The 26,206-nt window shown below is 72.4% G+C and carries 27 protein-coding genes and 1 tRNA gene; 10 read left to right on the top strand and 18 right to left on the bottom strand.

All coding sequences use genetic code 11. From position 1 onward, the window contains the following. Nucleotides 1-58 precede the first annotated feature (58 nt). Nucleotides 59-1,897 carry a phosphoenolpyruvate carboxykinase (GTP) gene (locus tag QQZ14_RS03540; protein WP_284532805.1) on the bottom strand — a complete coding sequence of 613 codons (1,839 nt, stop codon included), beginning with the start codon at nt 1,895-1,897 and terminating at the stop codon, nt 59-61. A gap of 406 nt (nt 1,898-2,303) precedes the next feature. Between QQZ14_RS03540 and QQZ14_RS03535 the strand changes: the two genes are divergently transcribed. Then, nucleotides 2,304-2,376 (top strand) — tRNA-Arg (locus QQZ14_RS03535). Between the two features lie 232 nt (nt 2,377-2,608). Here QQZ14_RS03535 and QQZ14_RS03530 read toward each other — a convergent pair. Further along, nucleotides 2,609-2,851: a hypothetical protein gene (locus QQZ14_RS03530; RefSeq protein ID WP_284532804.1), complete on the bottom strand. Its 243-nt coding sequence runs from the start codon at nt 2,849-2,851 to the stop codon at nt 2,609-2,611. 76 nt (nt 2,852-2,927) lie between these two features. Between QQZ14_RS03530 and QQZ14_RS03525 the strand changes: the two genes are divergently transcribed. Beyond that, the gene (locus QQZ14_RS03525; protein WP_284532803.1) at nt 2,928-3,512 is read left to right on the top strand and encodes a TetR/AcrR family transcriptional regulator; all 585 of its coding nucleotides are present in this window, start codon (nt 2,928-2,930) and stop codon (nt 3,510-3,512) included. A 639-nt stretch (nt 3,513-4,151) separates the two neighbouring features. Beyond that, entirely contained in the window at nt 4,152-5,804 is a 1,653-nt protein-coding gene (locus tag QQZ14_RS03520) for a sensor histidine kinase (protein ID WP_284532802.1), read from the top strand. A 12-nt stretch (nt 5,805-5,816) separates the two neighbouring features. On the opposite strand, the gene QQZ14_RS03515 is transcribed toward QQZ14_RS03520, so the two are convergent. Continuing rightward, nucleotides 5,817-6,143 carry a LapA family protein gene (locus QQZ14_RS03515; RefSeq protein WP_284532800.1) on the bottom strand — a complete coding sequence of 109 codons (327 nt, stop codon included), beginning with the start codon at nt 6,141-6,143 and terminating at the stop codon, nt 5,817-5,819. Between the two features lie 46 nt (nt 6,144-6,189). Here QQZ14_RS03515 and QQZ14_RS03510 point away from each other — a divergent pair, with 46 nt between their 5' ends. Then, complete coding sequence (locus tag QQZ14_RS03510) at nt 6,190-6,336, top strand: DUF1059 domain-containing protein (RefSeq protein ID WP_284532799.1); 147 nt, start codon at nt 6,190-6,192, stop codon at nt 6,334-6,336. Nucleotides 6,337-6,338: 2 nt separating this feature from the next. On the opposite strand, the gene QQZ14_RS03505 is transcribed toward QQZ14_RS03510, so the two are convergent. The 5 genes from QQZ14_RS03505 to QQZ14_RS03485 form a co-directional block, all read right to left on the bottom strand. Then, a complete protein-coding gene (locus QQZ14_RS03505) occupies nt 6,339-7,376 on the bottom strand; it encodes a LacI family DNA-binding transcriptional regulator (protein WP_284532797.1) in 1,038 nt (345 codons plus the stop codon). A gap of 52 nt (nt 7,377-7,428) precedes the next feature. Continuing rightward, nucleotides 7,429-7,632, bottom strand: coding sequence for a hypothetical protein (locus QQZ14_RS03500; protein WP_284532796.1), 204 nt, complete (start codon nt 7,630-7,632; stop codon nt 7,429-7,431). 158 nt (nt 7,633-7,790) lie between these two features. Continuing rightward, entirely contained in the window at nt 7,791-10,559 is a 2,769-nt protein-coding gene (locus QQZ14_RS03495) for an alpha-amylase family glycosyl hydrolase (protein ID WP_284532795.1), read from the bottom strand. A gap of 90 nt (nt 10,560-10,649) precedes the next feature. Then, on the bottom strand, nt 10,650-11,267 hold the full coding sequence (locus QQZ14_RS03490; RefSeq protein ID WP_284532794.1) for a dihydrofolate reductase family protein: 618 nt from the start codon (nt 11,265-11,267) through the stop codon (nt 10,650-10,652). Nucleotides 11,268-11,322: 55 nt separating this feature from the next. Further along, nucleotides 11,323-12,498, bottom strand: a complete 1,176-nt coding sequence (locus QQZ14_RS03485) for an acyl-CoA dehydrogenase family protein (RefSeq protein WP_284532793.1) — start codon at nt 12,496-12,498, stop codon at nt 11,323-11,325. A gap of 42 nt (nt 12,499-12,540) precedes the next feature. Between QQZ14_RS03485 and QQZ14_RS03480 the strand changes: the two genes are divergently transcribed. From QQZ14_RS03480 to QQZ14_RS03470, 3 genes are all read left to right on the top strand, one after another. Then, entirely contained in the window at nt 12,541-13,107 is a 567-nt protein-coding gene (locus tag QQZ14_RS03480; protein ID WP_284532792.1) for a TetR/AcrR family transcriptional regulator, read from the top strand. Between the two features lie 42 nt (nt 13,108-13,149). Continuing rightward, the gene (npdG, locus tag QQZ14_RS03475; protein ID WP_284532791.1) at nt 13,150-13,827 is read left to right on the top strand and encodes an NADPH-dependent F420 reductase; all 678 of its coding nucleotides are present in this window, start codon (nt 13,150-13,152) and stop codon (nt 13,825-13,827) included. 210 nt (nt 13,828-14,037) lie between these two features. After that, nucleotides 14,038-14,712, top strand: coding sequence for a PQ-loop domain-containing transporter (locus tag QQZ14_RS03470; protein ID WP_284532789.1), 675 nt, complete (start codon nt 14,038-14,040; stop codon nt 14,710-14,712). A 79-nt stretch (nt 14,713-14,791) separates the two neighbouring features. On the opposite strand, the gene QQZ14_RS03465 is transcribed toward QQZ14_RS03470, so the two are convergent. Then, the gene (locus tag QQZ14_RS03465) at nt 14,792-15,472 is read right to left on the bottom strand and encodes an acyltransferase (RefSeq protein WP_284532788.1); all 681 of its coding nucleotides are present in this window, start codon (nt 15,470-15,472) and stop codon (nt 14,792-14,794) included. 56 nt (nt 15,473-15,528) lie between these two features. On the opposite strand from QQZ14_RS03465, the gene QQZ14_RS03460 reads away from it, so the two are divergent. Next, complete coding sequence (locus QQZ14_RS03460; protein ID WP_284532786.1) at nt 15,529-15,990, top strand: PGPGW domain-containing protein; 462 nt, start codon at nt 15,529-15,531, stop codon at nt 15,988-15,990. Here QQZ14_RS03460 and QQZ14_RS03455 read toward each other — a convergent pair. From QQZ14_RS03455 to QQZ14_RS03415, 9 genes are all read right to left on the bottom strand, one after another. Further along, entirely contained in the window at nt 15,927-16,496 is a 570-nt protein-coding gene (locus tag QQZ14_RS03455; protein WP_284532785.1) for a hypothetical protein, read from the bottom strand. The genes QQZ14_RS03460 and QQZ14_RS03455 overlap by 64 nt on opposite strands. Nucleotides 16,497-16,635: 139 nt before the next feature. Beyond that, nucleotides 16,636-17,859, bottom strand: a complete 1,224-nt coding sequence (locus tag QQZ14_RS03450; RefSeq protein WP_284532784.1) for a S1C family serine protease — start codon at nt 17,857-17,859, stop codon at nt 16,636-16,638. A 68-nt stretch (nt 17,860-17,927) separates the two neighbouring features. Continuing rightward, the gene (locus QQZ14_RS03445; protein WP_284532782.1) at nt 17,928-19,742 is read right to left on the bottom strand and encodes a sensor histidine kinase; all 1,815 of its coding nucleotides are present in this window, start codon (nt 19,740-19,742) and stop codon (nt 17,928-17,930) included. Nucleotides 19,743-19,798: 56 nt separating this feature from the next. Beyond that, nucleotides 19,799-20,320 (bottom strand): hypothetical protein, encoded by a 522-nt coding sequence (locus tag QQZ14_RS03440; RefSeq protein ID WP_284532781.1) that lies wholly within the window; start codon nt 20,318-20,320, stop codon nt 19,799-19,801. After that, nucleotides 20,317-21,231 carry a carbohydrate-binding domain-containing protein gene (locus QQZ14_RS03435; RefSeq protein WP_284532780.1) on the bottom strand — a complete coding sequence of 305 codons (915 nt, stop codon included), beginning with the start codon at nt 21,229-21,231 and terminating at the stop codon, nt 20,317-20,319. Before QQZ14_RS03435 ends, QQZ14_RS03440 begins: the two co-directional genes overlap by 4 nt. Next, on the bottom strand, nt 21,228-22,088 hold the full coding sequence (locus tag QQZ14_RS03430) for a polyphosphate polymerase domain-containing protein (protein WP_284532779.1): 861 nt from the start codon (nt 22,086-22,088) through the stop codon (nt 21,228-21,230). Before QQZ14_RS03430 ends, QQZ14_RS03435 begins: the two co-directional genes overlap by 4 nt. Beyond that, nucleotides 22,085-22,681, bottom strand: a complete 597-nt coding sequence (locus QQZ14_RS03425) for a DUF4956 domain-containing protein (protein ID WP_284532776.1) — start codon at nt 22,679-22,681, stop codon at nt 22,085-22,087. The genes QQZ14_RS03430 and QQZ14_RS03425 overlap by 4 nt, the downstream gene beginning before the upstream one ends. A 95-nt stretch (nt 22,682-22,776) precedes the next feature. Further along, entirely contained in the window at nt 22,777-23,673 is an 897-nt protein-coding gene (locus QQZ14_RS03420) for a M23 family metallopeptidase (RefSeq protein WP_284532774.1), read from the bottom strand. 108 nt (nt 23,674-23,781) lie between these two features. After that, a complete protein-coding gene (locus tag QQZ14_RS03415) occupies nt 23,782-24,270 on the bottom strand; it encodes a cupin domain-containing protein (protein WP_284532772.1) in 489 nt (162 codons plus the stop codon). Between the two features lie 148 nt (nt 24,271-24,418). On the opposite strand from QQZ14_RS03415, the gene QQZ14_RS03410 reads away from it, so the two are divergent. Both QQZ14_RS03410 and QQZ14_RS03405 read left to right on the top strand, forming a co-directional pair. Next, entirely contained in the window at nt 24,419-25,351 is a 933-nt protein-coding gene (locus QQZ14_RS03410) for an ABC transporter ATP-binding protein (RefSeq protein ID WP_284532768.1), read from the top strand. Further along, nucleotides 25,348-26,166, top strand: coding sequence for an ABC transporter permease subunit (locus QQZ14_RS03405; RefSeq protein ID WP_284532765.1), 819 nt, complete (start codon nt 25,348-25,350; stop codon nt 26,164-26,166). Before QQZ14_RS03410 ends, QQZ14_RS03405 begins: the two co-directional genes overlap by 4 nt. The last annotated feature ends 40 nt before the right edge of the window (nt 26,167-26,206 follow it).

The following is a 26,206-nucleotide window of genomic DNA, read 5'->3' as shown; positions in this document are numbered from 1 at the left end:
CACGAAGGGCCCCGTCCGATGCGGACGGGGCCCTTCGGGTGATCTTGGTGACGTCGGGTCAGTCGCCCAACCGGGCCCGCAGGCCGTCGAGCTCGGTCCAGAGCACGGCCGGCAGGTCCTCGCCGAACTTCTCGAACCACTCCTGGATCTGCGGGACCTCCGCCCGCCACTCGTCGACGTCGACGGCGAGCGTCGCCTCGAGGTCCTCGCGGGACAGGTCGAGGCCCTCGGTGTCGAGCGCGTCGGGGGTGGGGACGTAGCCGATCGGGGTCTCGACGGCGTCGGCCTGGCCGTCGATGCGCTCGACGACCCACTTCAGCACCCGGCTGTTCTCGCCGAAGCCCGGCCACAGGAAGCCGCCGTCGGCGTCACGCCGGAACCAGTTCACGTAGAAGATCCGCGGCAGCTTGGCGGCGTCGTTGTCCTTGCCGACGGTGATCCAGTGGTTGAAGTAGTCGCCGGCGTTGTAGCCGATGAACGGCAGCATCGCCATCGGGTCGCGGCGCACCACGCCGACCTGGCCGACCGCGGCGGCGGTGGTCTCGGAGGAGAGCGTGGCACCGAGGAACGTGCCGTGCGTCCAGTCCCGGGCCTCGAAGACCAGCGGGACCGTCGTCTTGCGGCGGCCACCGAACAGGATCGCGTCGATCGGTACGCCGCGCGGGTCGTCGTACTCGGGCGCGAGGATGTCGCACTGCTTGATCGGGGTGCAGTAGCGGCTGTTGGGGTGGCTGGAGAGGAAGTCGCTCTCCGGCGTCCAGGCCTCGCCCTTCCAGGAGGTGGCCTTGGCGGGCGTGTTCTCCAGGCCCTCCCACCAGATGTCGCCGTCCTCGGTGAGGGCGACGTTGGTGAACACCGAGTTGCCCTTGTTGATCGTGCTCATCGCGTTGGGGTTGGTGTGCTCGTTGGTGCCCGGCGCGACGCCGAAGAAGCCGTACTCGGGGTTGACCGCCCACAGGCGGCCATCCTCGCCCACCCGCATCCAGGCGATGTCGTCGCCGAGGGTCTCGACCTTCCAGCCCGGGATCGTCGGCTGGAGCATCGCGAGGTTGGTCTTGCCGCAGGCGCTCGGGAACGCGGCCGCGACGTACTTCACCGTGCCCTCGGGCGAGGTGAGCTTGAGGATCAGCATGTGCTCGGCCAGCCAGCCCTCGTCGCGCGCCATCACGCTCGCGATGCGCAGGGCGTAGCACTTCTTGCCGAGCAGCGCGTTGCCGCCGTAGCCGGAGCCGTAGGACCAGATCGCGCGCTCCTCGGGGAACTGCACGATGTACTTCGTGTCGTTGCACGGCCAGGACACGTCGGCCTGACCGGGCTCGAGCGGGTGGCCCACCGAGTGCAGGGCGGGGACGAACTCGGCGTCCAGCTCCTCCATCCGGGCCAGCACGTTGCTGCCCATGCGAGCCATCACCCGCATCGAGGCGGTGACGTAGGCGGAGTCGGTGATCTCCACGCCGAACATCGGGCTCTCGGCCTCGAGGTGACCCATCACGAACGGGATGACGTACATGGTCCGGCCGCGCATGCACCCCTGGTAGAGGTCCCGCATCAGGGACTTCATCTCGTTCGGGGCCATCCAGTTGTTGGTGGGCCCCGCGTCGCGCTCGTCGACCGAGCAGATGAAGGTGCGGTCCTCGACACGGGCCACGTCGGTCGGGTCGGAGGCCGCGTGGAAGGAGTTGGGCTTGATCGCCGGGTTGAGCCGGGTGAACGTGCCGGTCGACACCAGGGCGTCGGTGAGCTCGGTCCACTCCTCGTCGGAGCCCGTGCACCAGTGGATGCGGTCCGGCTGCGTCATCGCGGCGACCTCGTTGACGAAGTCGAGGATGCCCTGGTGGGTCGTGGGCGGACGGTCGCTCGTCGCCTCGGTGGTCGGTGCCTGCGTCTCGGCGGTCATTGCCTGGTTCCCTCTCGCGGATTCGCGGTGGCCACCCGAGTGTCGGGGCCTCCGGCCGTCGACGCGTCGACGGTGTGTCGTGGAGTCGGTCTGGATCGGCCGGCGTCGTTGGCGGCGACTCGTGGGGCCCGGAGGCGGCCGGCGAACCGGCGGCGGACCCCTGGGGTGGGGCGACAGTACCCCTGCATTTCTGTCGCGACACATTGGATCGTTCAACGGCCCGTGTGCCTCGTCACACTCGGAGAATCCCTGTCTAAACAAGGCTTTCTTCAGCATTTCAATGACCAAAGATCGGCGCGGGTACGGCGGTCGCGACCGCCGTACCCGGCCGGCAAGGGGGTGCCGATTTCAGCCGCGCGGAGACGGTCGGCTATCCTCGTCGGGTCGCTCACCTGGTGTGCGGCATGCGCCCGTAGCTCAACGGATAGAGCATCTGACTACGGATCAGAAGGTTTGGGGTTCGAATCCCTACGGGCGCGCAGAGCCTGCGACGTCGAGAGCCCCGTGACCTGCCGAACGGCAGGGATCGGGGTGCTCCTGTCTCCGGGCCGTTCGAGTGTGGCGCGGTCCGGTCGCTGTCCGCGGGCCTTGTCATGGTGACGCGACACGCGAGCGCTGTTCCCGCAGGCCGGTGACGGTGCCGGCAGCGAGCCGGAGGCGACGTTGTCCACCACGGTGGTTTTGGTCAGGCCGCGGACCTCCACCGCGGCATCACCCCCGAGGTTGCTCACGAGCCGCCTCGATCGTGCGGGCGCGTCGGGCCAGCGCGTTGACGGTCCGGCGGATCTCGCCCGCGTCCTCGCCGTCGCGCAGGCGTTGCGCCAGGTGCTCGACCTCGGCCGGCGAGGTGAGCCCGACCCGCACCGCCTCGGCGAGCCGGTCGACGACGTGCTGCGAGCGGACGTCGGCGATCTGTTCCTCAGTGAGCCCGGTGGCTCGACAGTTCTGTGTCATGCCAGCGAGGCTAGCGATACAGTCTGTCTTGATCAAGACATACTGTCTCGACATGGACGGGATGTACGATTCTCCGGTGCCGAAACTGTGGGCCAACACGATCGAGAGTCATCGCCAGGAGGTCCGAGCCGCCGTCGTGCGCGCGACCGCGAAGCTGCTCGCGCAGCACGGGCTGAAGGGCGTCAGCATGTCGGCGATCGCGCTGGACGCTGGCATCGGCCGCGCCACCTTGTACAAGTACTTCACCGACCTCGACGAGATCCTCGCCGCCTGGCACGAGGACCAGGTGGCCGAGCACGTCGACGAGCTCCGCGCCGTCGCGGACCAGCCGGGCAGTGCCCAAGAGCGGTTGGCGCGCGTGCTCTCGACGTATGCCGACATCAGACGCCACGCAGGTGGTCACGGCGGTCGGGCCGACCTCGTCGCGTCCCTGCACGAGAGCCCGGGGGTGCATCGGCAGATCGCCCGCCTCCGGCAGATCGTCGAAGACCTCATCAAGCAGGCCGTCGAGGCGGGCGATCTCCGTCGCGACGTCCCGGCTCGTGAGCTCGCCGCGTTCGCGCTCGCCGCGGTGGGCAGTGTGGCCACGGCTGCGAGCCGAGCGGCCGCTCAGCGGCTCGTCGGCGTCACCCTCGACGCCCTGTCACCTCGGGCCGACTAGCGGCGGGGCAGGTCGGGTCGTCCGGCGTCTTCCTGCGCCACTCCAGCCCGGTGACACGATCAGGGTCACCTCACCCGCGTCGGGTGTCGACGACGAAGGTGAGCCCCATGAGGGGTCATGTCGACAGTCGTGGTGGAGGAAGTAGCCGCCGCGTGACCCGGTGGCCTGCACTCCAGGCGGTGGGTGGTGCGGGTTGGACGATGGTCACTGGCGGCTCTGCATGACCGGCGGCAAGGTCGACACGACACTGAGGCAGGAGGTCCCGGTCATGGACGCGCGCAACCACGCCGACGGATCGGGTGCTGGCCGTCGAGCTGGGAAGGGGTGAGGCCCTGCTGCGCGCGGTGCGCCGGGCGAACGACGCGGCGGCTGTCAGCACCACGGTGACGGGAGCACAGGTACCGCCGGGGCTGTTCGCCGGAGGTCCATGCAGTGCTCGGGACTCCTTCGAGCCATGGCGGACTGACGGAGCTGCTCGGTGGGCCGGTGATGGGCCTCGAGCTCCGCTGGCGCCACTACCGTGACGGCGGCGCGCCATCCTTGACCAAACCCTCTCTCAGGTCCGGGCGCTGCCGGCCGATCTGGCCGCCGTGGACTCGGAGGCACCGACGATGGTCTGAGTGACAAGGGGAGAGCGCGATGGACGGGAACGCCACGTTCCAGCGCGCTCTACGAGTGCTCCTGTGGATCGACGGCGAGCCGGACCCGCGGGTGCTGCAGGCCGGTTTCACCGCTCTTGTCGTGCTCGACCGCCTGCTGCGTCGCGCCGGCGGCGTGCCCCTCGGGCCGGGGAACTGGCCCCTCCGGGGCGGCGCTGTCGCGATCCTGCTGCTCCTGGTCGTCGTCTCCGTCCCTCGTGCCTGGCGCACCAGGAGCGCGATCTCGGTGCTCGCCGTCGCCGACATCGCCGTCGTCGGAGTGAGCTCCCTGAGCCCGGAGGACGGCGGCGCCGGGTTGCTCGTGGTGCTGCCCGCGCTCTGGCTCGGCAGCCAGTACGGCGTCCGCGGGGTGTTCGTCGGCATGGGGACGACGTTCTCGCTCGTCACCGTCCCAGCCCTGGCCACCCACGGCTTCGAGGGCGAGGCGCTGTCGCGGCTGATCCCGCTCCCCCTGGTCGCGGGCGTCGGGGCGTTGGCGATCTCGGCGAGCCTGGACGCGGCCCGCGCGGCGCTGGCGCGGGCGGAGGACAGCGAGCGGCGGCTGAGCGGGACGCTTGCGCTGCTCGAGGCCGAACGGCAGACCTCGCACGACGTCTTCGACGCCGTCGATGTCGGGTTGATGCTGCTCGACCGGGACGGTGCTCTGGTCGGCATGAACCGCCAGTACGAGGTGTTCACGAGGCTCGCCTTCCCCGACGAGGCCACCCCTTGGCCGGGTGACTGCTACGCCGCCGACGGGCGCACCCCGCTTCGCGGTGAGGAGATGCCCAGCGCTCGTGCCGCTCGGGGCGAGGAGTTCGACGACTACCGCATCTGGGTCGGCTCGGACCCGTGGACCCGCCGTGCCCTGTCGGTCTCCGCACGGCGTGCCCTGGACGAGTCCGGCGAGCTCGTCGGCGCCGCGCTGGCCAGTGCCGACATCACCGACCTGATGCAGGCTCTCGACGTCAAGGACGCGTTCGTCGCCACGGTCTCGCACGAGCTGCGCACGCCGCTCACCTCGATCGCCGGGTACGTCAGCATCCTGCTCGAGGAGGAGGATGACCTGCCGGAGTGGGTCGAGAGCAAGCTGCGCGTCGTCGACCGCAACACCAAGCGGCTGACGGCCCTGGTCGAGGCCCTCCTGCAGGAGGCGCACCACGTCGATGGTCTGCTGCCGCTGTCCCCGCGAGAGACCGATGTCGCGCAGATCGTCGAGACCGTCGTCCGGGCCGCCGGGCCGGTGGCGAGCGCCTGCGGGGTCGGCCTGGAGTTCGACGGCCCGTCCGCAGCACTCGTGGTGGCGGACCCCCGGCGGATCGGCCAGCTCGTCGACAACCTGGTCTCGAACGCCATCAAGTTCACCCCGAGCGGCGGCCTGGTGCGCGCGATCGTGGGCTTCCGGGACGGTGGGGTCGAGCTCCGGGTCGCCGACACCGGCATCGGGATCGCGCCGCCGGACATCGAGCGGCTGTTCACCCGCTTCTATCGCACCCGGGCCGCGACCGAGGCCGCGATCCAGGGGGTCGGACTCGGCCTGAGCCTGACCAAGGCCATCGTCGACAGCCACGGTGGCCGGATCGAGGTCGACAGCACCGTCGGCCGGGGCAGTGAGTTCCGGGTGTGGCTGCCGGCGGGGTCGCACGCCGCCTGATGGAGGGCCCCGTCAGCCTCGGCGGGTGCGGCGTACCCGCCGCCGGAGCTGGAAGATGCGCAGGCTGCCGGCGATCCCGGTCAGCACGATCCCGGAGACCGCGGCGACCAGCAGGGTGACCGCGAGTGGAGCCTGGCCGTCCCAGCCCAGGAAGGACACGTGCACGTCCTGCGTGTTCTGGGCGATGAACACGACGAGGAGGACCAGGACGACGGCCAGCGCGATCACCGCCAACCACACGCCGCTGGTGCGCGAGCCGCGCAGCGGGTCCGGGTCGGAGCCCGGTGGTGGGGCGTCGGGCCGCGGCTCGGGCGGCGGGTCGGGGTGCCGGTCGGTCATGACACGGCGGTACCCCTCAGGGACGACGGGTAACTACGCTGGGCGGATGAAGACCCGGCTGACCTGTCCGTGCGGCACCGTGATCACGGGCGCCGACGAGGACGAGCTCGTCGAGCTCACCCAGCAGCACCTCGCCGCGGAGCACCCCGGCATGGAGTACGGACGCGACGAGATCCTGTTCATCGCGACCTAGGGCTAGCCCGCGGGTGGCGCGGTGCTGTCGCGGATGACCAGCGAGGTCGGCAGCAGCACCCGCTCGGGCTCGGTGTCGGCGAGGCCACGCATCCTGCCCAGCAGTGTGCGGACCGCCTCGTGGCCCTTGCTGGAGACCTCCTGGTGCACCGTGGTCAGCTGCGGGCGGACCGCGGTCGCCAGGGGTGAGTCGTCGTACCCGACGACCGAGAGGTCCTCCGGCACCCGCAGCCCGAGTGACTCCGCCACCCGCATGGTCGCGACCGCGAAGGCATCGGAGAAGCACAGCACCGCGGTCGGCCGGTCGGGCCGGTCGAGCAGCTCACGCGCGATGTCCTCGACCGCGAGGTGGGGGCGGAACTTCGCCGCGCGCACGAGGGGCTCGACGCCGACCGGGTCCAGCGCCTCGCGCCAGCCGAGGAGACGCTCGCGAGCGGGCCGGTTCGCGGTCGGTTGGCCCTCGACGTCGAAGCTGCTCTCGAGCGTGATGATGCCGACCGAGCGGTGGCCGAGGTCGACCACGTGCTGCGCCGCTGCCCGCGCCCCGTCGCGGTCGGCGACGTTGATGCTGGGCGCGGACGGCGAGGGGTCGCGGTCGACCGAGACCAGCGGGAGCCCGCGGCGCTCGAGCCAGTCGATGTCAGGCGAGGCGGGGTCGCAGATGTAGACGATCGCACCGTCCATGGCGACGTCGCGCGCCGGGACGTACGGGCCGTCGGGGCTCCCCGAGGTGAGCAGCGTGACCGCGAGCCCCTCCTTGTTGAGCGCCTCGGCGACCGAGGTGAGGAACTCCGTGGCGACGGCGTCCTGGAACGCCTCGCTCAGCTCGTCGGTCAGCAGCAGGCCGACCGACCCGGTCCGGCCTCGGGCCAGCGCCCGGGCCGCCGGGTCGGGCCCGACGTACCCGAGCTCGTCGGCGGCGGCGAGGATCCGCTCGCGCAGCTCGGCGGAGAGCTGGTCGGGTCGGGAGAACGCGTTGGAGACCGTCATCCGGCTCACGCCGACCCGGTCGGCGATCGATTGGAGGGTCACTTTGGCCATGGCAGACCCAGTATCGCGGGTCCGCCCAGCCGCGAGGCTCGACACCTCGAGATCAGCTCGGCTGGCAGGCCTTGGGGTGCCGCGGCTCGACCCACCGGGCGACGGTCCGCAGCTCGGTTGCGAGCGCCGCCCGCAGGGTCGCGGTCCGGGCCGGCCGAGGCGCGGCCTCGGGCACGACGGGGGCGTCCGGGCGGGCGCTGAGCACGTGCGCAGTGGTGAGCCGGGTGGCCAGGTCGGCGGACATGAAGTCGTTCATGGCTCTCTTCCTCGGATTTCTGTACCGGTCAAGGTCTGTACCGATACAGTAGCGCTCTGCGCTTTACCGGTCAAGAGGAACTTGAGGGGTAGTCCCTGACGATCGGGCCCCGAATCCGGCTCCGGAGGGGCCCGATCGTCAGGGACTACCGGAGACGCTCAGCCCGCCGGCGCGACCGAGGGCACGTGGGTGACCTGGTCCCAGGTGAAGACGTACGTGCCGCCGCCGGTGGGGACGCTGAGGGCGAGGTTGCCGCCGCCCGCCGCGCCGCCGGCGCCGTAGTTGACGTCCCAGGAGTCGTCGATGGCGACCTTCCACTCGTAGTCGCCGCCCGGCAGCGTGAACGTGCCGTGCCAGCGGCCGTCGGACGGGTCGAAGGCGAGGTGCGTGGCCGCGCAGTCCGGCTGCCAGTCGCCCGGACAGCCGAGCTCGGACTGGAGGCTGCCCGCGACGGTCACCGACCTCACCGCAGGCTTCGGCTCGGCGGTCGTCACCGTGACCGGCGCGCTGGTGCGCTGCGCGACGCCGTGCTCGCTCAACGTGGCCCGGTAGCGCACCTGGGTGCCCAGCGGCAGGTCCGAGACGTCGTCGGTGATCGTGTACGCCGGAGCGGAGCTGTCCGTGCCGAGGCTGGTCCATGGGCCGGTGCCGACGCTGCGCTCGAACTCCACCGACTGCAGCGGGCGCTCCGGGTCGGCGGTCGCGGTGACCGTGACCGGGCCGATGCTGCTCACCGTGCCACCGCCGGCGGGCGCGACGACCTCGATGGCCGTGCGCGGCACGGTCGCCGTGCGTGCGCGGCTGCCGCGCGTGTGTCCGGCGAGGTCCATGACGGCGGCCCGGTAGCTGACCTTGGTGCCGGCGGCGAGGACCGAGACGTCGGGGAAGACCTGGTAGGGCGCGTTGTCGTCGACGCCGACCGTCCGCCACGGGCCGTGCCCGACCCGCTGCTGGAAGGTGACCTCGTTGAACGAGGAGCCGGTGACCTTCGCCGCGACGTGCATCCGCCCGTTCGCGACCCGCGCGGCCGCCGGCGCGGCCAGCGTGATCCCGGGCGCGGCCGACGGGCGCGGAATCCGGTCCGTGGACCGGTACACCGACGTCGACAGTGCGGGGACGGTCAGGTCGAGCCGACGGTGGGCGTCGCTGGTCAGCTGGGCCGGCCCGTCGCCGTACACCTTCTGGAAGCTGCCGTGCCGCAGGTACGTCGGGACCGCCGCGGTCTGCTGCTGCTCGCCGTTGTTGAGCGCCACGACGTACTCGGTGCGGCGCTGTCGGTCGATCCGCGAGAACGCGAAGATCCCGGGTCCGGACGTGGAGTAGCGCACCTGCTCGGCGCCGTCGCGCAGCGCGGGATGACGGTCGGTGATGGTCGCCAGCCGGTGGATGGCCTGGTAGATCGGCGAGTCGGTGACGAAGTTGTCGTCAGCGCCGGTGCGGTCAGTGCCGATCTGGTCGTCGGCCCGGTACTCGGGGACCTGGCTCGCGAACATCGACTGCCGCGCCAGCTGGTCCCCGCCGGCGCCGGTGAAGCCCTGCTCGTCGCCGTAGTAGACGACCGGGTTGCCGCGCGAGAAGTACATGAGCTCGTGGGCCAGCAGGTCGCGGGAGAGCAGCTCCGCGTCGTCCGCCTCGGGGTTGTCGGCCTTCAGGAAGTGGCCGATCCGCCCCATGTCGTGGTTGCCGAGGAACGTGGGCAGCTCGTAGGCGTTGGAATCGCGGTCGGTGTACCAGTCGTCGTTGCGGAAGAACGTCGCCAGCCGGTCGGTGCCCAGGCCCTTGGAGGCGAAGCCGCGGGCGGCGTCCTGGAACGGGAAGTCCAGGACGGCCTGCATCCGGTCGTGGGTGGTGTAGTGCGATGTGAAGGCCTTGGTGCCGGCGTCGCTGCCGTCGAGCGCGACCTCGCCGAACATGAAGAAGCCCGGGTTGCCGTCGGCCGCGGCGATCCGCTGCATCGTGGGCCCGAACTTCTGCCAGAACTCGTCGTTGACGTGCTTCATCGTGTCGATGCGGAAGCCGTCGATGTCGAAGTCCTCGACCCAGGTGCGGTAGATGTCGATCATTCCGTTCACGACGGCGGGCTTCTCGGTGAAGAGGTCGTCGAGGCCGAAGAAGTCGCCGTACTGGCTGTCCTCGCCGGTGAACGTCGTGTTGCCGCGGTTGTGGTAGTTGGTCATGTCGTTGAGCCAGGCCGGGACCTTGAGGTCCTCCTCGCCGGGAGCGAGCTTCGGCGTGTAGGGGAACGACGTCGCCGGGTCGAGTGCCGGGAACTGCGAGGTGCCGGCGAAGTCACGGTCGTCGAACGGGTCCCCCGCCGCGTCGCGGTAGGGCACGGCGTCCTTGGAGACGTACGCCGTGCGGTCGCCCTCGTCGTAGCCGATCACGTCGGCGGTGTGGTTGGTGATGATGTCGAAATAGACCTTCATGCCGCGATCGTGCGCGGCTGCCACGAGCGCGGCGAGGTCGTCGTTGGTGCCCAGGTGCGGGTCGACGGTGGTGAAGTCGGTGATCCAGTAGCCGTGATAGCCCGCCGACGGACCGTCCTCGAGCTGCACGGGCTTGTTCTTGAAGATCGGGGTCAGCCAGATCGCATCCGTGCCGAGCCCCTGGATGTAGTCGAGGCGCGAGCGCAGGCCGTCGAGGTCGCCGCCGTTGTAGAACCCCTTGGCGGTGGGGTCGAAGCCCGTCACGTCGCGGTCGCCGGTCATGCCGCCCTGGTCGTTGGTGGTGTCGCCGTTGTCGAACCGGTCGCCCATCACGAAGTAGAAGTCCTCGTCGGTCACCCCCGGCCGCGGTGCGTGCTTGGCGTACGCCGAGGGCTGGCCGGCCCGGCCGGCGCCTCGATCCGGTGCGGCCGCACCCGCCGGTGGCGCGGCGAGCGCGACGGCGAGGACGGCGGCCAGGGGTGCGGCGTGGAGCAGGCGCATGGGTCCCTCCCGAGGACGTGATCTGAGTCACAGGCTGGCTGCAACCTAGATCCGCGCGCCTCGTCGAGGCAACCCGGCCGCCATGGCGGGCTACGTGCGCAGGACGGCGTACCGCACGTGCGTGGCGTACGGCGAGCTCCAGGTGCCGAGCACCTCGAGGTCGAGGTCGTCCTCGAAGCCCTCGAAGAGCCGCTTGCCGCCGCCGAGGACCACCGGCGCGGTGGAGATCGCGAGCTCGTCGACCACGCCCGCGGCGAGGCCCTGGCGGATCAGGTCGGCGCCGCCGCCGAGCGACACGGTCGCGCCGGCGGCCAGCTCCCGGGCCCGGGCCAGTGCGGCGTCGAAGCCGTCGACGAACACGAAGCCGGCGCTGGGGTCGGGCTGGTCCTCGGTGCGGTGGGTGAGCACGACGAGCGGGCCGGGGAACGGGTTGGTGCCGCCCCACGCGCCGGCCGCGTCGTACATGTTCCGGCCCACGATGCCGCAGCCGAGGCCGGCGGTGAGGGCGTCGAAGAACTCCCGGTCGGAGCCCTGCATGCCGTCGGTGTCGTGGCCGCCCTCGTAGCTCCAGGGGCCGCCCATCACCCAGTAGTGCAGCCGCTCGCCCCCGATGCCGAGGCCCTGCCGCGGACCGTCGTCCGGTCCGGTGACGTAGCCGTCGACGGAGGTGGTGATGGCGGCGACGACCTTGCCGGTGCTGGTGTCCATGGCGTCCTCCTCGTGTCGGTCGGTCAGAGGGACAGACCGACGCGCGGCGCCGGACTCATCGGCCCGGGTCGACTCGGAGCACGCCCGCACCGCCGCGGTCCAGCGACCGCGAGATCACCATCCGCTGGATCTGGTTGGTGCCCTCGAAGATCTGCATGACCTTGGCCTCGCGCATGTAGCGCTCGACGGGGAAGTCGCGGGTGTAGCCGTAGCCGCCGAGCACCTGGACCGCATCGGTGGTCACCCTCATCGCGTTGTCGGTCGCGACCAGCTTGGCGATCGAGGCCTCGCGGCCGTAGGGCAGGCCGGCGTCCTTGAGGCGCGCGGCGTGCAGCATCGTGGCGCGGGCGGACTGTACGGCGGCCTCCATGTCGGCCAGCACGAAGGCCAGGCCCTGGTGGTCGATGATCCGCTGCCCGAACGTCTCGCGCTCCTGGGCGTAGGCCACCGCCCGGTCCAGGGCGCCCTGGGCCAGGCCGGTCGCGACCGCGGCGATGCCGAGACGGCCGGCGTCCAGGCCGGCGAGCGCGATCTTGAGGCCGTCGCCCTCGGCGCCCAGGCGGCGCTCGACCGGCACCCGCACGTCGTCGAAGCGCATGGTCGCGGTCGCGGAGCCGGTCAGGCCCATCTTGTGCTCCGGCGGGTCGGCCGACAGGCCCGGGGTGTCGGCCGGCACCAGGAAGCAGGTGATGTCGCCGCGGCCGTCGCCGGTGCGGGCCATCACCTTGTAGAAGTCGGCGTGCCCGCCATGGGTGGTCCACGCCTTGGCGCCGTTGAGGACGTAGTCGTCGCCGTCGCGGCGGGCGCGGGTGCGCATCGCGGCGGGGTCGGACCCGGCGTGCGGCTCCGAGAGGCAGTAGGCCCCGAGCTGCTCGCCGCCCAGCAGGTCCGGCAGCCACCGGGCCCGCTGCTCGTCCGTGCCCGCCGTCGCGAGGCCGAAGCAGCTGAGCGCGTGCACCGAGATGCCGACGCCGATGCTGGCCCAGACCGCGCCGACCTCCTCGAGCACCTGGAGGTAGACCTCGTAGGGCTGGCCGCCGCCGCCGTACTCCTCGGGGTAGGGCAGACCGAGCAGGCCGGTGCGGCCGAGCAGCCGGAACACCTCGCGCGGGAAGGTCTCGGTCGCCTCGGCCTCGGCCGAGCGGGGGGCGAGCTCGTCGGCGGCGATCTGGCGGACCAGGGCGATCAGGTCGACGGCCTCGTCGGTGGGCAGCAGGCGGGAGGCGGGCATGAGTACCAGAGTACGTCGTCTGGTACTGATAGCGTCACGGTCGTGCCCCCACCGCGACACCAGCTCCTCGACGAGCTGATCGAGCTGTTCCTCGCGGAGGGCTTCCTCGAGTTCGGGATCGGCGACCTCGCGTCCCGGCTGCGCTGCTCACGCACGACGATCTACCGGGTCGCGGAGACCAAGGAGGAGGTCGTCCTCGCCGCCGTGCGTGGGTTCTTCCGGCGTGCCGCCGAGCGGATCGAGGCCCAGGTCGCGGCGGAGCCGGACCCGGGCGCGCGGCTCGCGGTGTACCTGACCGCCGTCGCCGAGGAGCTGGCGCCGGCGTCGGAGCGGTTCTACGCCGACCTCCAGGCCTACGCGCCCGCCTCGGAGATCTACGAGGCCAACACCCGGCTCGCCGCCGAGCGGGTGCAGGACCTCGTGAGCGCCGGCGTCGCCGCGGGCTCGCTGCGTCCGGTCGACGCCGGGTTCGTCGGCACCGCCGTCGCCCAGGTGATGACGGCGATCCAGGGTGGCCGGATCGGGGCCGGCTCGGGTCTGGCCGACGCGGCGGCGTACCGCGCGCTCGCCGACCTGGTCGTGCACGGTGTGGGCGGTTCCACTCCCTGAGCACCTCCCAGCGCGGGACGCCGTCCTGAGAGAGTGCACGCCATGAGCAACCTCCCCGAGTCCCTCGCTGACAAGACCGTCGCCGTGCTCGGCGGCACCGGCCCGCAGGGCCGCGGCCTGGCCCGGCGGTTCGCTGCGGCCGGCCTGCCGGTCGTCATCGGCAGCCGCAGCGCCGACCGCGCCGCCGCCGCCGCGGCCGAGCTCGCGGCCGCCACCGGCGGCGACGTCACCGGCGCCGACAACGCGGGCGCGGCGACGGCGGGTGACCTCGTCGTGGTCGCCGTACCGTGGGAGGGCCACGGCGACCTGGTCGCGAGCCTGGTCGCCGAGCTCGAGGGCAAGGTCGTCGTCGACTGCGTGAACCCGCTCGGCTTCGACAAACAGGGCGCCTTCGCGCTGGTGGTCGAGGAGGGCTCGGCCGCCCAGCAGGCGCAGGCGCTGCTGCCCGGCAGCACCGTGGTGGGCGCCTTCCACAACGTCAGCGCGGTCAAGCTCGAGGACCCCGAGGTCGCCTCCGTGGACACCGACGTGCTCGTGCTCGGCGACGTGCGGGAGGCGACCGACCTGGTGCAGGACCTGTGCGACACGATCCCGGGTGTCCGAGGCGTCTTCGGCGGCCGGCTGCGCAACGCCCACCAGGTCGAGGCGCTCACCGCGAACCTGATCAGCGTCAACCGGCGCTACAAGGCGCACGCGGGCATCCGGGTCACCGACATCTGACCCCACACCCGGGTCTTCGGTCCCGGGTGTGCCAAAGATCACCCGGTCGGAAGCGTCCAGGGCCGCAATATTGTCCGTAGTGCCATTGTTGAACCGGTAATCTTTCTGTCGCACCACCCACAGATCCACCTCACGACGCGACCGCCGCACCCCTGGTGCCCGCGGTCGCGTCGTACGTTCGCGCGCCAGCGCTGGAAGCTACGGACAGCAGTGACCCTCTCCCTCGCCACCCTCGTCGGCCTGGCCGGCACCCTCCTCGCGGCCGGCTACACCGTCCCGCAGTTCCGCAAGCTCCGCCGGATGAGCACCGCCACCGGCGTGAGCATCGCCGCGCTCGCGAACTCGACGATCAGCGGCGTCGCCTGGACGGTCTTCGGGGTGCTCGAGCACGAGGTGTGGGTCGCGCTGCCCGCCGCGGTCGCGGTCCCGGCCACCGCCGGCGCCGTCGTGCTGGCCTGGCTGCGCGGCGGGTCGCGCGACCGGCTCTGGCTGCCGGCGGTGTGGGCGGTCACGGTGAGCCTGGCCGGGCTCTCGACGCTCTGGGTGGGCCCGGCGCCGATCACCGTCGTGCTCGGCTGCTCCGTGGCGCTGCTCGTGACGCCCGCGGCCCTGACGGCGTGGCGCAGCCACGACGTGTCCGCGATCGCCGCGTCCGCGTGGGCGCTGATGATCCTCGACGCGCTGCTCGCCGGCGCCTACGGGCTGCTGGCCGACATCGACGCCAACCTGATCTACGCCGCGGTCGCCACGATCGGCTCCCTGGCCATCCTGCTGCGGATCACGATCCCGCCCCACGTGCACGCCCGGCTCGTGCCGCTCCCCGCGGGACTCGAGGTCGAGGTCGCCGACGAGGTCGACCGGGACGGGCTCCGCCTGGTCGCCTGACCGCCTGCTGCGGTACTCCCTGACGAACGGGCCCTCGGGAACGCTCCCACGGGGCCCGTTCGTCAGGGACTACCGTCCCTCAGCCCGACCCGAAAAGACCCTCGAGGACGGGACGGACGCCGCCGCGGGAGTCGACCCAGCCGACGTCGGGCTCGAGCCGGCGTACGACGCGGGCCGGGTTGCCGGCGACCACCGCGAAGTCCTCGACCTCACCGCGGACGATCGACCCCGCGGCGACCACGACGTTCTGCCCGATCCGGGTGCCGGGCAGGATCACCGCGCCGTGGCCGATCCACGACCCGGACCCGATCGAGACGGGCTGGTGCTCCCCGAACTGCTGGCCGATCGGGCGCGTGGGGTCCTGGTAGCCGTGGCTGGCGTCGGTGACGAACACGCTCTGCCCGAAGAACACCGCCTCGCCGATCGTGATCGAGGAGTGCGCGGTGATGCTGACCCGGGCGCCGAGGATCGAGCGGTCGCCGACCACCAGGGCCCGGTCGGGCAGGTGCGGGTCGTCGGCGCCGTACCCGACCGACAGCGTGGCCTGGCGCCCGACCAGCACGCCGGACCCGATGTGGATCGAGCGGCGGTTGAGCAGGGTCGCCGGTGGGAAGTCGATGCAGCTGCCCGTGCCGAACGAGCCGAACTCGGCGGCGGCGCGGGTGCCGGGGACGATCTCGCCCGCCCGGTCGAGCCAGCGCCAGGCGGCGTGGACGCCACGGTTGACGGCGCGGTCCAGGGCGCGGGTGAGGGGCTTCACGGGCGTGACGGTAGCGGCTCGAGCGCGCATTGGGCCCGTCTGTCAGAGTTCTCGGCATGAAGGCGGTCGTGCGCCGGGTCGCGCTGGAGGTCCTCGGCTGGGTCCTGGTGGTGGCCGGGATCGCGGCCCTGGTGCTCCCCGGGCCGGGCCTGTTGATGATCTTCGCGGGGCTCGTGATCCTGTCGCAGGAGTACGAGTGGGCCGAACGGCGCCTCGAGCCGGTCAAGGTCCGCGCGCTGCGCGGCGCGGCGGAGAGCGTGGAGAACTGGAAGCGGATCGCGTTCTCGAGCCTGGTCGCCGTGGGGCTGATCGCCTGCGGCGTGCTCTGGATCTGGAGCCCGGAGTCTCCGGGCTGGTGGCCGCTGTCGGACCGCCTGTGGCTGCCCGGGGGTCCCGCGACCGGCGTCACCCAGGTCGCGTCGGGCCTGATCGCGATCGGCCTGATCGTCTACAGCTACCGCAGGTTCGAGATCCGCGGCGAGCCGGTGCCGGAGCTCCCGAGCGACGACCGCTCCTGACCTGTCGCTGCGAGCACGGGGGCGAGCGTGCGCCCGAGCGCCCGCAGGGCGTCGGTGCGCAGATCCACGAGGTCCTCGCTGTCGAGCTCGAGCTCCGCAGCGAGTAGGTGCATCGGGCGCTCGTGCAGGAAGTAGCCCTCGATCACGGCGCGCCGGTCACCCGGCAGCGCCGCGACCGCCGCTTGGACCGCGTGGACGCGATCAGGTGACGCGGGGACGCGCGACCTGCTCCCGCGAGCGGTCCAGTCGATCAGGTGGAGAGTCCGCACCAGCGCGGCCTGCATGCGGGGCCGCGCGAAGCCCGCAAACTCGCCGTGGCTCTCGGGCTCATAGAGCCGGGCGGCCTCGCCGAGAGCCGTGAGCGCCGACGAGGTCAGCTCCTCGGTCGTCACCGACGGCGGCACCCGTCGCATGGCATCGGCGACAAGGTGGTGCGCCAACGGTTCGTACTGCTCGACCAGGTCAGCGGTGCTCCCGGACGAGGATCCCCCCACGGTCTCCATCATGGAATCTATTTGAATGTAGAACGACTCGGAGTTCAGGGCTTCCCCTGAAGAAGGCCGGAAGCGGAAGCACGGACCCGTGAGAATGCACGAGAACGACGGTGCCCGGGCAGGACGACGATCGGATCGGTGTACGGGGGGGTCACGCGACCGGGGATGCGCCGAGCGTGATCGTCGCGCGGTGGCTCGTCCCGGCCGTATCGGTCCACCGCAGCACGACCCGATCACCGGGCTCGAAGGTCGCCAGCGCGGCGCGCAGCGCGTCGAGCGAGCCGACCGGGTGGCCCCCGAGGGCCACGATGCGGTCGCCGGCCTCGACGCCCGCCCCGGCGGCGGCCGTGCCGGCCTCGACCTGGCCGACCTGCACGCCGGCTCCGGTGTCGACGACCCCGATGCCGAGGTACGCCGCCGGGCCGACCTGCACGTCGGCGGACTCGTCGCCGGCCTCGATCTGCTCGGCCACGTCGAGCGCGTCCTCGATCGGCACCGCGTAGCTCTCGGACCGGCCGGCCTGGGACGCGGCCGTGGTGATCCCGACGACCTCGCCCTCCTCGTCGAGCAGGGCGCCGCCGGAGTAGCCGCCCACGACGTAGGCGTCGGTCTGGATCAGCCCGGTGAGGTCCTCGCCCTCGGACATCGTGGTGGCCGCGGTCGTGATCGACTGCTCGAGGGCGACCACGGTGCCCGTGGACGCCGAGAGCGAGCCTTGGCCCTCGGCGTTGCCGACCGCGGTCACGGTGTCGGAGACGGCGGGATCGCCGTCGTCGTCGAGGTCCACCACGTCGAGGCCGGAGGCGCCGTCGAGCTGCAGGAGGGCCACGTCGGCGGTCTCGTCGAACCCGACAACGGTCGCGTCGTACGCCGTGCCGTCGGTCGCGAGCGTCACGGTCACCGAGGTCGATCCCTCGACGACGTGGTAGTTGGTGAGCACCAGGCCGGTCGCGTCGATCACCAGGCCGGTGCCGGCGGCCGCGCCGTCGGTGAGAGTGGTCTCGATGAGCACGACACCCCGGGACTGGTCGGCGGTGGCGTCGGTCGAGGTCGCGGCGTCGGTGTCCGTCCCGGTCCCCAGGTCGCCGGCGCCCGGGGCCAGCTGGTCCCACGACGGCGGCTGGGGGAGCTGGGTGCTGCCCTCGGTGAGGTCGTCGGTGAGGTCGTCGCCGGTGGCGCTGGTGGTCGTCTGGGCGACGGCGTCCCGGGAGTCGTCGCGGAGCGTGGCCCAGGTGACCGGGACCGCGACCGAGGCGGCGAGGACGCCGCCGGCGACGGCGCCGGCCAGCGTGCTGCGCCAGGTCCAGCGGTGGGCCGGCGGGAGGGGTGTCGCGGAGTCGGCGACGGGTGCGGTGTCGGGGGTCTCGATGTCCATGACCACAGTGGACGCCCACCACCTGCGGGACCGGTCGGAGCAGGCTGTGCGGCTCCTGTGAGGCCTCGTCAGTCCGTGGGTGCGGCCGGGAGGGTCACGGTGAACGTCGTCCCCGCGCCCAGCCGGGACCGCACCCGTACCTCGCCGCGGTGGCGTTCCGCGATGGTCGCGACGATCGCCAGGCCCAGACCGGTGCCGGGCTCGCGCAGCGCGTCGGGGTTGGTGGTGCGGAAGAACGGTCGGAACAGGCCGACCTGGTCCTCCTCCGAGATGCCGAGCCCGTCGTCGGCGACGCTGAGCACGACGGAGCCGCCGCGACGCTCGGCGGAGATCGTGACCGAGCCACCGACCGGGGTGTACTTGACGGCGTTGCTGACCAGGTTGCTCAGCAGCCGGTCGAGCTCGGCGGCGTCGCCCGCCACCACGAGCCCGGAGGCGTCCAGCCGTCGGTCGATGGTGAGCCCCTTGGCCCGGGCGGTCGACCCGACCAGGCCGACGACCGCGGTGACGACCGTGCGCAGGTCGACCGGCACCTGCGCCAGGGGATGCTGGGGGTCGCTGACCCGCGCGAGCAGCAGCAGGTCGTCGACCACCTTCTGCATCCGGACGGTGCCCCGGGTCATCGCCGCCTGGTAGGGCTGGGCGGCGGGGCCGAGGTCGAGGTCGCTCAGCAGCTCGAGGTTGCCGGAGATCACGGTGAGCGGCGTGCGCAGCTCGTGGGAGAGGGTGGCGATCAGCTGGCTGCGGTAGTCGTCGAGCTGCTGGAGCTCGTGCACCAGGCGCCGCTCGCGCTCCAGCGCCCGCACGGTCATCAGCGCGGCGCCGAGGTCGTAGCCGATCTGGAGGGCGGAACCGGTCTCGACGGCCGACCAGGCGGGGTCCTGGGCGCGTCGGGAGAGCACGAGGAAACCGAGGCACTCCGTGCCGGCCCCGAGCGGTACGGCGAGGGCGGAGGTCAGCCCGAGCTCGTCGAGCTGGCGGACCGCCTCCTCGATCAGCGGTCCGGCGTCCGCCGTCGCCGGGAGCGTCGGCTCGACCCCCTCCGCGATCACCAGCACCTGCTGGGCCTCCCACAGCCGCGGAGCCAGCCGGTGGGCCAGGTCGACCATCCGGTCGGACAGCACCACGGCCTCGCCCTCCCGGGTGCGGGCGTAGCCGAGGCCACCGTCCCCACCGCCGTCCAAGCCTTCGGGGTCGAGCACCTGGATCCACGAGCCGCTGGCGCCGAACCCCTCCACCAGTGGCTGGTGGGTGTGGTCGAGGACGGCCTCCACCGAGGCCTGGTCGGGCATCGAGGCGGACCGGATCAGCCGACGCGCCGCCTCGGCGTGCGCGACCTGCTGCACCAGCTCCTCCCGTTCGAACGCCGTGACCACGGCCCGCTCGGCCTGCGCGGCGTACCGCTCCAGGAGTCGTCGCTGCGCGGCGTCCGGGCGGCGGCCGGACACCGGGCGGTCGACCGACATCGCGCCGATCAGGTGGCCGTCGTCGTCGGTCAGCAGCCCGACCAGCACGTCCATCGGGTCCCAGGCGTCGGGGACGTCGGGCTGCTCCTCGGCGACCACCATCCAGTGACCCTCGAGCTCGGAGGCGTCGTAGTCCTCGGCGGCGAGGAACCGGAACCGGCCCCACGTCTCCGCCTGGGCGAGCACCGGGTCGAGCACCGACACGGGGTCGGTGGAGCTGAGGTACTCGGCGAACTCCTCGGGCCCGGTGTAGGCCATCGTGACCAGGTCGCCGTCCAGCACCACCGAGAGCGTCGCGACCTCGAAGCCGATCATCTCGGCCACCGACTCGACCATCAGCTGCAGCACCGCCCGGGCGGCCGAGTCGGACCAGCCGGTGCGCGCGTCGGCGTGCCGCGTCGCGTCGTGCTCGGTCACCTGGCCGCCCTCCTGTCGGGCCCTCTCCCGACTCTGCCCGAGTATGGCGGGTCCGGTCAGGAGACCGGCGGCTCGCCACCCCGGTCGGCCGGCACGTCACCGGGTGCGCCGCCGGGTCCGCCGCCGATCCCGCCGCCCATCCCTCCGGTGGCCTCGCCGGCGGTCACGCTGGCGACCTCGTCGCCGTCGACCGTGACCGTGTAGGTCTCACCGGACGTGAGGCCGGGCACCGACACGACCACGTTGGCGCTGTCCTTGGCCAGGGTGTACGACGCGAGCTCGTCGCCCGAGTCGTCGAGGACGGCCACCACGGAGCCGGCGGCAGCGCCGGTGCCGAGGGCCGCCTGGACCCAGCCCTGCTCGGAGTCGGTCGACGGCGCCATCGCCATGCCGGCGCTGCCGGCCGCGACGAGCGTCCCGCCGGACACCAGGAAGCTGCCGTCGACGTCGAGCGCGGCGTTGCCGTCGGAGGCGGGCCCGGCCACGGTCGTCTCGCCGCCGGTGATCGTCAGCGAGCCGTTGACGTCGATGCCGTCGCCCTCGGAGTCGACGGCGATCGTGCCGCCCGAGATCGTCACCTCCGGCGTGCCGTCGCCGGACCCGTTGATGCCGTCGTCGCTGGCGGTGACCGAGACGCGTCGACGCCGTCGCCGTCCGCGGTGACCGTGACGTCGCCGCCGGTGACCGCGACGTATCCCATCGTCTCGTCGGTGTCGTTGTCGGACTTCAACCCGTCGCCGCCGGCCGTCACGTCGACGGCGCCGCCGGCGACCAGGAGGTAGTCCTTGCCGCGGATGCCGTCGTCGGTGGCGTCGACGGTGAGGTCGCCGGCGAGCACGACGAGGCCGTCCTTGCTGGTGATCGCGTCACCCGAGACGCCGGTGACCGACAGTGACCCGGTGCCGGCGATCGTGAGGTCGTCCTGGGAGAACACCGTGGCGTTGGGTGCGTCCTCCTCGTCGTCGTCGGCGCCCGAGTCGGTGCCGTCGCTGAGCGTGTTGTCCGAGCCGTCCGCGAGGACCAGCACGGTCTCGTCGGCCTGGGTCACCACGACCGGGGACGTGCTCGAGGACGTGAGCGACACCCCGTCGAGCACCAGGACCACCTGGCCGTCGGCGTCGCTGTCGACGACGACCTGCCCGTCGGTGAGCATGCCGGAGAGCACGTAGGTGCCAGGGGCGGTGATCGTGACGACGTCGCCGTCGACGGAGACCGCCGAGTCGTCCGACACCGTCGTGGCGCCGTCGACGAGCTGCACGGTGGTCGCGTCGGTCAGGTCGAGATCGTCGTACGACGTCTCGCCGTCGGTGTGCGGGTCCGCGTTGTCGGCGAGCGCCTCGGCGCCGGTGAGGCCGGCGGCGACGGTGGTCGCGGCAGCGATCGAGACCGAGGCGTCGGTGGAGGCCTGGCCGCAGCCGACCAGCACCACGGTGGTGGCGCCGGCGGCGACGAGGGCGGTCAGGCGGCTAGTGAGGGGACGATGCTTCACGGGGTCACTCCTGGGTGAGGGCGGCTGAGGGTCGACGGCGTGGGTCGCGCGACGGCGAGGTCTCGCCGCAGCGTGCGGTGCCACTTGAGGTCGGGGAGGGTGGGGACGAGCGCGGCCATGCCCACGCCGAACTTCGACGTGCAGACCGGCCGGTGGCCGTGCCGCCACAGCACGTGGTCGAGTGCGGAGGGGGTGGACCCGGTCTTGGTCTCGACGATCGCGAGGCCGGGGCGCTCGAGGTCGCGGCCGCCGAGCACGGCGGGGGTGGTCCACCCGAGGTCGACGTCGATGGTCGCCCGGCTGGCGGACTCCGGCAGGTACAGCGTGGTGCGGTCGTACGACGTGGTCAGCACCGGCGCGAGCACCGCGGCGCGGGCGTGTCGGATCCGGCCGGCGGCCAGCTCGGCGTCCACGAACGTGAGCCCGGCGGGGGTGAGCCCGGCGTCCTCGGTGACCTCGGGGTGCGCGATCCGGGTCTTGACGGTGACGTCGCGCCCCGAACGGGTCTTGACCTCCAGCCACGACGTGCCGCTGTCGAGGTAGCGCCGGGTGCGCACCTTGAAGCGCCGGCGGCGGCGCCGGCCGGCGTCGAAGTACGACCGCAGCCCGGGGGTGTCGAGGTAGGTCGACCGGTAGCCGAAGGCGCGCCGGCCGTCGATGTCCAGCACCCGCGAGCCGCCCGGCACGGCACCCAGGACGAGCGGGAGGTCGGCGACGGCGACGACGTACTTGCGGTCGACCCGGGTGAGGAGCGAGGCCGCGGCCACCAGCTCCTCCAGCCCGATCGGCGCCAGCGGAGCGACCAACGTGTCCAGCACGTCCACCGGCAGCTCCGGCGCCAGCCGCGCGGAGCTCATGCCGCACGACCCGGGGTCAGCCGGCGCACCGCGCCCGCCGCGGTGCCGGCCCGGGCCGGCTCGTAGCGCACCTCGACGAGCGTGGTGTCGTTGACGACGTCGGTCCGCAGCACCGAGAAGCCGGCGACCCGGGCGCCGAGCACGGTCTCGAGGTGCTCGGCGAGCACCGTCTCGTCGGTGATCGCCCGGTCGAGCAGCAGCTGCTGGCGGCGCAGCGAGCGCGCGAGCCGGGGGTGGTCGCCGATCCAGATCGCGGCCAGCAGCGCGACCATCGTGACGGCGTAGAACGGCGTGACCGAGGTGACCATCCCGCTGAGCAGCCCGAGCGCCAGCGCGACGAAGTAGTAGGCGACCTCGTGCTGCTCGAGCTCCTGGGAGCGCAGCCGGATGATCGAGAGGACGCCGAAGATGCCGAGGCCGAGCCCGGCGCCGACGCTGCTGTCGGCCAGCACGCTGGCGATCGCCATCACCCCGATGTTCACGGTGAGGAAGGCGACGACCAGCTCGCGGCGGTCGTGGCGGGACAGGAAGAGACCGAAGACCAGTGCGACGATCGCACCGAGGTCGACGGCCATGACGAGGTTCTGCGACATTGACGGGCTCCTAACCTGAGGAGTCCAGTAGGCGTCGCCGAGATGGGCCGACCCGGTGCGGTGCCTGTGCGTCGTCTGTGAGCGCCGGGGCTCCGCTACGGGCGGACGCCGTGCTGCCGGAGGGCGACCTCCGGGTCGACCGGGCCGTCGCCACCGGGGCGGACCTCGAAGTGCAGGTGCGGACCGGTGACGTTGCCGGTCGCACCGACGGCGCCGATCACGGCGCCGGTGCCGACCTGGGACCCGACCCGGACGTCGGTGCGGGAGAGGTGGGCGTACCAGGTCTCCGAGCCGTCGGGGTGGGTGATCTCGATCTTGTTGCCGTAGGCCCCGGCCCAGCCGACGAACGTGACCGTGCCGGCGGTCGCGGCGCGCACCGGCGTACCCGTCGGTGCGGCGAAGTCGAGGCCGGTGTGGGACGAGGCCCAGAGGCTGCTGGTCTCACCGAAGCGGGCGGTGAGGTGGTACGCCGCGACGGGGGTGGTCCAGCCGGCGCCGCCGAACCACAGCGAGGTCACCGGCGTCTCGCGCAGCATCGCCGCGAGCTGGCGGTCCGCCCAGAGCGCGTGCTTGAGCGCCGCCTCCTGCCTCCGCGCCTGCTGCCGGGTGGACTCGGCCACCGGCTTCGCCGCGGAACGGGCCGGGCGGGGGGAGACGGTCGGGCGGGTGCGGGTGGGCCGGGGACGGTGCGTGGGACGGGCGGACGGCTCGGTCGCCGCGGTCTCGTCGGCGTGCGGTGACGGCATCGCCGCGTCCGCGGCCACCGCCGGGTACGGCGAGGCCGGGTGGGAGGTCGAGGGAGCGTCCGACGCCGGGGGAGCGGCGGGCGACGCCGGCAGGGGCGGCGCCGCGACCGCGGCCACGGCCGGGTCGTCCGCGGTCGCCACCGAGACGACCTGGACGACGGTGAAGCCGACGTACCCGGCGCAGCCGACGGCGGCGGACGCCAGGATCGCGCCCATCGCGTCCCAGGACAGCAGACCCTTCGTCACGGTCGGCGCCCGGACAGGGGTCGACGGGGGACGTGCACGGACAACCTCGAGACGGTCGGGGGCATGGCTCGAGAGGTCCATCGGCCCCGACCGGCCGATCCTGAAGGTTCAGTCCGGGATCGCTGCCGGCTCCCCGGTGCGCAGCAGGGTGGCGATGTAGATCACGATCGGCGTGGTGCCGGCGTTGCGGGCGTGGTGCACCTCGTCCTGTTGCTCGACCAGCCACCGGCCGGGGCGCACCTTCACGGTCTCGCCGGGGTCGATCGTGCGGACCAGCGTCGGGTCGTCGCCGGAGCCCTTCATCAGCTTCGCCTGGCCCGACTCGACGGTGTAGGTCAGCGTGCCCTCCGCGACGTACCCGAGCTGGGCGCCGGGGTGGTGGTGGGAGGCGAGCTTGGCGCCCGGCATCACCACGACCTTGCTGAGTCCGAGGGTGCGGTGCGGTGCTCCGGGCGGCGCGGCGACCTCCGCGAGGGCCTGCCGGGTGACGACGACCGGAGCGGGTTCGTCGGCGGCCGTGGCGGAGACGGCGATGCCGGCACCGAAGCCGGAGCACACGAGCGCGAGCCCGCCGACAGGGAGGAGGAGACGGTTCATGCCGGGAGCGTAGGGACGCCGCGTCGTACGCCGCAGCCGATCCGGGGAACCGGGGTCACCCCGGGGTCGGGCCCAGGGTCGACACCGGGGTCGGGTCCGGGGTGCTCCCCGATGTGGGACGGGGCCTCGTGGCCGGAGGCTTGGCCCCATGATCCGTGCCCACGCACTCACCAAGCGCTTCGCCACCGAGAAGGGGCAGAGCAGGGTCGCCGTCGACGGCGTCGACTTCGTCGTCGAGCCCGGCCGGGTGACCGGCTTCCTCGGCCCCAACGGCGCGGGCAAGTCCACGACCATGCGGATGATCCTCGGCCTCGACGCGCCGACGTCCGGCACGGTCAGCGTCAACGGCCACCGGTACGCCGCTGCCCCGGCGCCGCTCCGCGAGATCGGCGCCCTCCTCGACGCGCACGCCATCCACCCCGGGAGGTCGGCACGCGACCACCTGAGGTGGATGGCGGCGTCCAACGGCATCCCCACCACCCGGGTGGGCGAGGTGCTCGAGCTGGTCGGCCTGGAGTCGGTGGCCGGCCAGCGGGCCGGGCGCTACTCCCTCGGCATGGGCCAGCGGCTCGGGATCGCCGCGGCCATGCTCGGGGACCCACCGGTGGTCGTGCTCGACGAGCCGGTCAACGGCCTGGACCCCGAGGGCATCCGCTGGGTCCGCACGTTCGCCCGGCAGCTGGCCGACGAGGGCCGCACGGTGTTCATCTCCAGCCACCTGATGTCCGAGATGGCGCTGATGGCCGACCACCTGCTGGTGATCGGCCGCGGCTCGATCCTCGCCGACTGCTCGATGAGCGACTTCATGGCCGACCATGCCGCGTCGTACGTGCGGGTGAAGGCGCCGGCACTGGTCGATGTCGCCCACCTGCTCTCCGGGCGCGGCCTCGACGTGACCCGGGTCGACGACGAGCTGCGGGTCTCCGGGCTGGACGCGCCGGCGGTCGGCGAGCTCGCCTTCCGGCACGGGCTGATGCTGCACGAGCTGACGCTGGTGCGCTCCTCGCTCGAGGACGCGTTCATGGCGCTGACCGCCGACAGCGTGGAGTACCACGCCGCCACCGAAGGGGCACTGCGATGACCGCGACGATGACCGAGGGCGGCACCCTCGTCGTGAGCCCGGCCGCAACGACGGCCGGCTTCGGCGCGGTGCTGCGTGCGGAGTGGCTCAAGCTCCGGACCGTCCGCTCGACCTGGTGGACGGTGCTGGCGACGTTCGTCCTCGGCGCCGGGCTGACGGTCCTGATGTGCTGGGGCAACGCCGACTGGCTGGCCTCGCCGGAGGCCGACGAGTCGCCGGGCTCGTTCATCACCTGGGGGATGATGATCGCCCAGATCACCGCCGTGGTCCTGGGCGCGCTGGTGGTCACCACGGAGTACGCCACCGGGATGATCCGCTCGTCCTTCGCCGCCGTACCGGCGCGCGGTCGGGTGCTGGCCGCGAAGTCGCTCGTGCTCGTCACGGTGCTGTTCGTGGTGGGCACGGTGACCGCGCTGGTCGGCTATCTCGGCGGCAACTACTTCCTCGACCAAGAGGGCATCGGCATGGCACTCGAGGGCGACGTGCTGCGGTCGATGTACGGCTCGGGCCTCTACCTCGCCGGCATCGGGCTGTTCACCGTCGCCGTCGGGTTCCTGCTGCGGCACACCGCCGGCACGATCTCCGTCGTCCTGGCGCTGATGCTGATCCTCGGCAACATGGTCAACCTGGTGCCCGGCACGTTCGGCGAATGGTTGACCAAGCTGATGCCCGGAAACGCGGGCTCGGTGGTCTCCACTCCCGTCTCGTTCAACCCCGACCTCCTCGACGCCTGGACCGGCTTCGCGGTCTTCGGCGCCGAGACGGCCGTGCTGCTGGCCGCGGCGTACGTCGTGCTGCGTCGGCGGGACGCATAGGCGGGCGTCCTCGGCAGCGCCCGGTGCCTCCCCCGGTTGT

The sequence above is a fragment of the Nocardioides sp. T2.26MG-1 genome (genome assembly GCF_950101795.1).
Taxonomy (GTDB): Bacteria; Actinomycetota; Actinomycetes; order Propionibacteriales; family Nocardioidaceae; genus Nocardioides.
The sequence above is the reverse complement of the archived record's forward strand: the minus strand, read 5'-3'. Positions and strand labels throughout refer to the sequence as shown.

What these genes read in the sequence shown, in the direction of transcription:
- QQZ14_RS03415 (WP_284532772.1), bottom strand. Translation starts at nt 24,270, where the DNA reads ATGAACCGTCTCCTCCTCCCTGTCGGCGGGCTCGCGCTCGTGTGCTCC.
- QQZ14_RS03490 (WP_284532794.1), bottom strand. Translation starts at nt 11,267, where the DNA reads ATGGACACCAGCACCGGCAAGGTCGTCGCCGCCATCACCACCTCCGTC.
- QQZ14_RS03430 (WP_284532779.1), bottom strand. Translation starts at nt 22,088, where the DNA reads ATGAGCTCCGCGCGGCTGGCGCCGGAGCTGCCGGTGGACGTGCTGGAC.
- QQZ14_RS03510 (WP_284532799.1), top strand. Translation starts at nt 6,190, where the DNA reads ATGAAGACCCGGCTGACCTGTCCGTGCGGCACCGTGATCACGGGCGCC.
- QQZ14_RS03425 (WP_284532776.1), bottom strand. Translation starts at nt 22,681, where the DNA reads ATGTCGCAGAACCTCGTCATGGCCGTCGACCTCGGTGCGATCGTCGCA.
- QQZ14_RS03520 (WP_284532802.1), top strand. Translation starts at nt 4,152, where the DNA reads ATGGACGGGAACGCCACGTTCCAGCGCGCTCTACGAGTGCTCCTGTGG.
- QQZ14_RS03540 (WP_284532805.1), bottom strand. Translation starts at nt 1,897, where the DNA reads ATGACCGCCGAGACGCAGGCACCGACCACCGAGGCGACGAGCGACCGT.
- QQZ14_RS03530 (WP_284532804.1), bottom strand. Translation starts at nt 2,851, where the DNA reads ATGACACAGAACTGTCGAGCCACCGGGCTCACTGAGGAACAGATCGCC.
- QQZ14_RS03405 (WP_284532765.1), top strand. Translation starts at nt 25,348, where the DNA reads ATGACCGCGACGATGACCGAGGGCGGCACCCTCGTCGTGAGCCCGGCC.
- QQZ14_RS03450 (WP_284532784.1), bottom strand. Translation starts at nt 17,859, where the DNA reads ATGGACATCGAGACCCCCGACACCGCACCCGTCGCCGACTCCGCGACA.
- QQZ14_RS03505 (WP_284532797.1), bottom strand. Translation starts at nt 7,376, where the DNA reads ATGGCCAAAGTGACCCTCCAATCGATCGCCGACCGGGTCGGCGTGAGC.
- QQZ14_RS03460 (WP_284532786.1), top strand. Translation starts at nt 15,529, where the DNA reads ATGAAGGCGGTCGTGCGCCGGGTCGCGCTGGAGGTCCTCGGCTGGGTC.
- QQZ14_RS03410 (WP_284532768.1), top strand. Translation starts at nt 24,419, where the DNA reads ATGATCCGTGCCCACGCACTCACCAAGCGCTTCGCCACCGAGAAGGGG.
- QQZ14_RS03455 (WP_284532785.1), bottom strand. Translation starts at nt 16,496, where the DNA reads ATGATGGAGACCGTGGGGGGATCCTCGTCCGGGAGCACCGCTGACCTG.
- npdG (WP_284532791.1), top strand. Translation starts at nt 13,150, where the DNA reads ATGAGCAACCTCCCCGAGTCCCTCGCTGACAAGACCGTCGCCGTGCTC.
- QQZ14_RS03515 (WP_284532800.1), bottom strand. Translation starts at nt 6,143, where the DNA reads ATGACCGACCGGCACCCCGACCCGCCGCCCGAGCCGCGGCCCGACGCC.
- QQZ14_RS03495 (WP_284532795.1), bottom strand. Translation starts at nt 10,559, where the DNA reads ATGCGCCTGCTCCACGCCGCACCCCTGGCCGCCGTCCTCGCCGTCGCG.
- QQZ14_RS03500 (WP_284532796.1), bottom strand. Translation starts at nt 7,632, where the DNA reads ATGAACGACTTCATGTCCGCCGACCTGGCCACCCGGCTCACCACTGCG.
- QQZ14_RS03485 (WP_284532793.1), bottom strand. Translation starts at nt 12,498, where the DNA reads ATGCCCGCCTCCCGCCTGCTGCCCACCGACGAGGCCGTCGACCTGATC.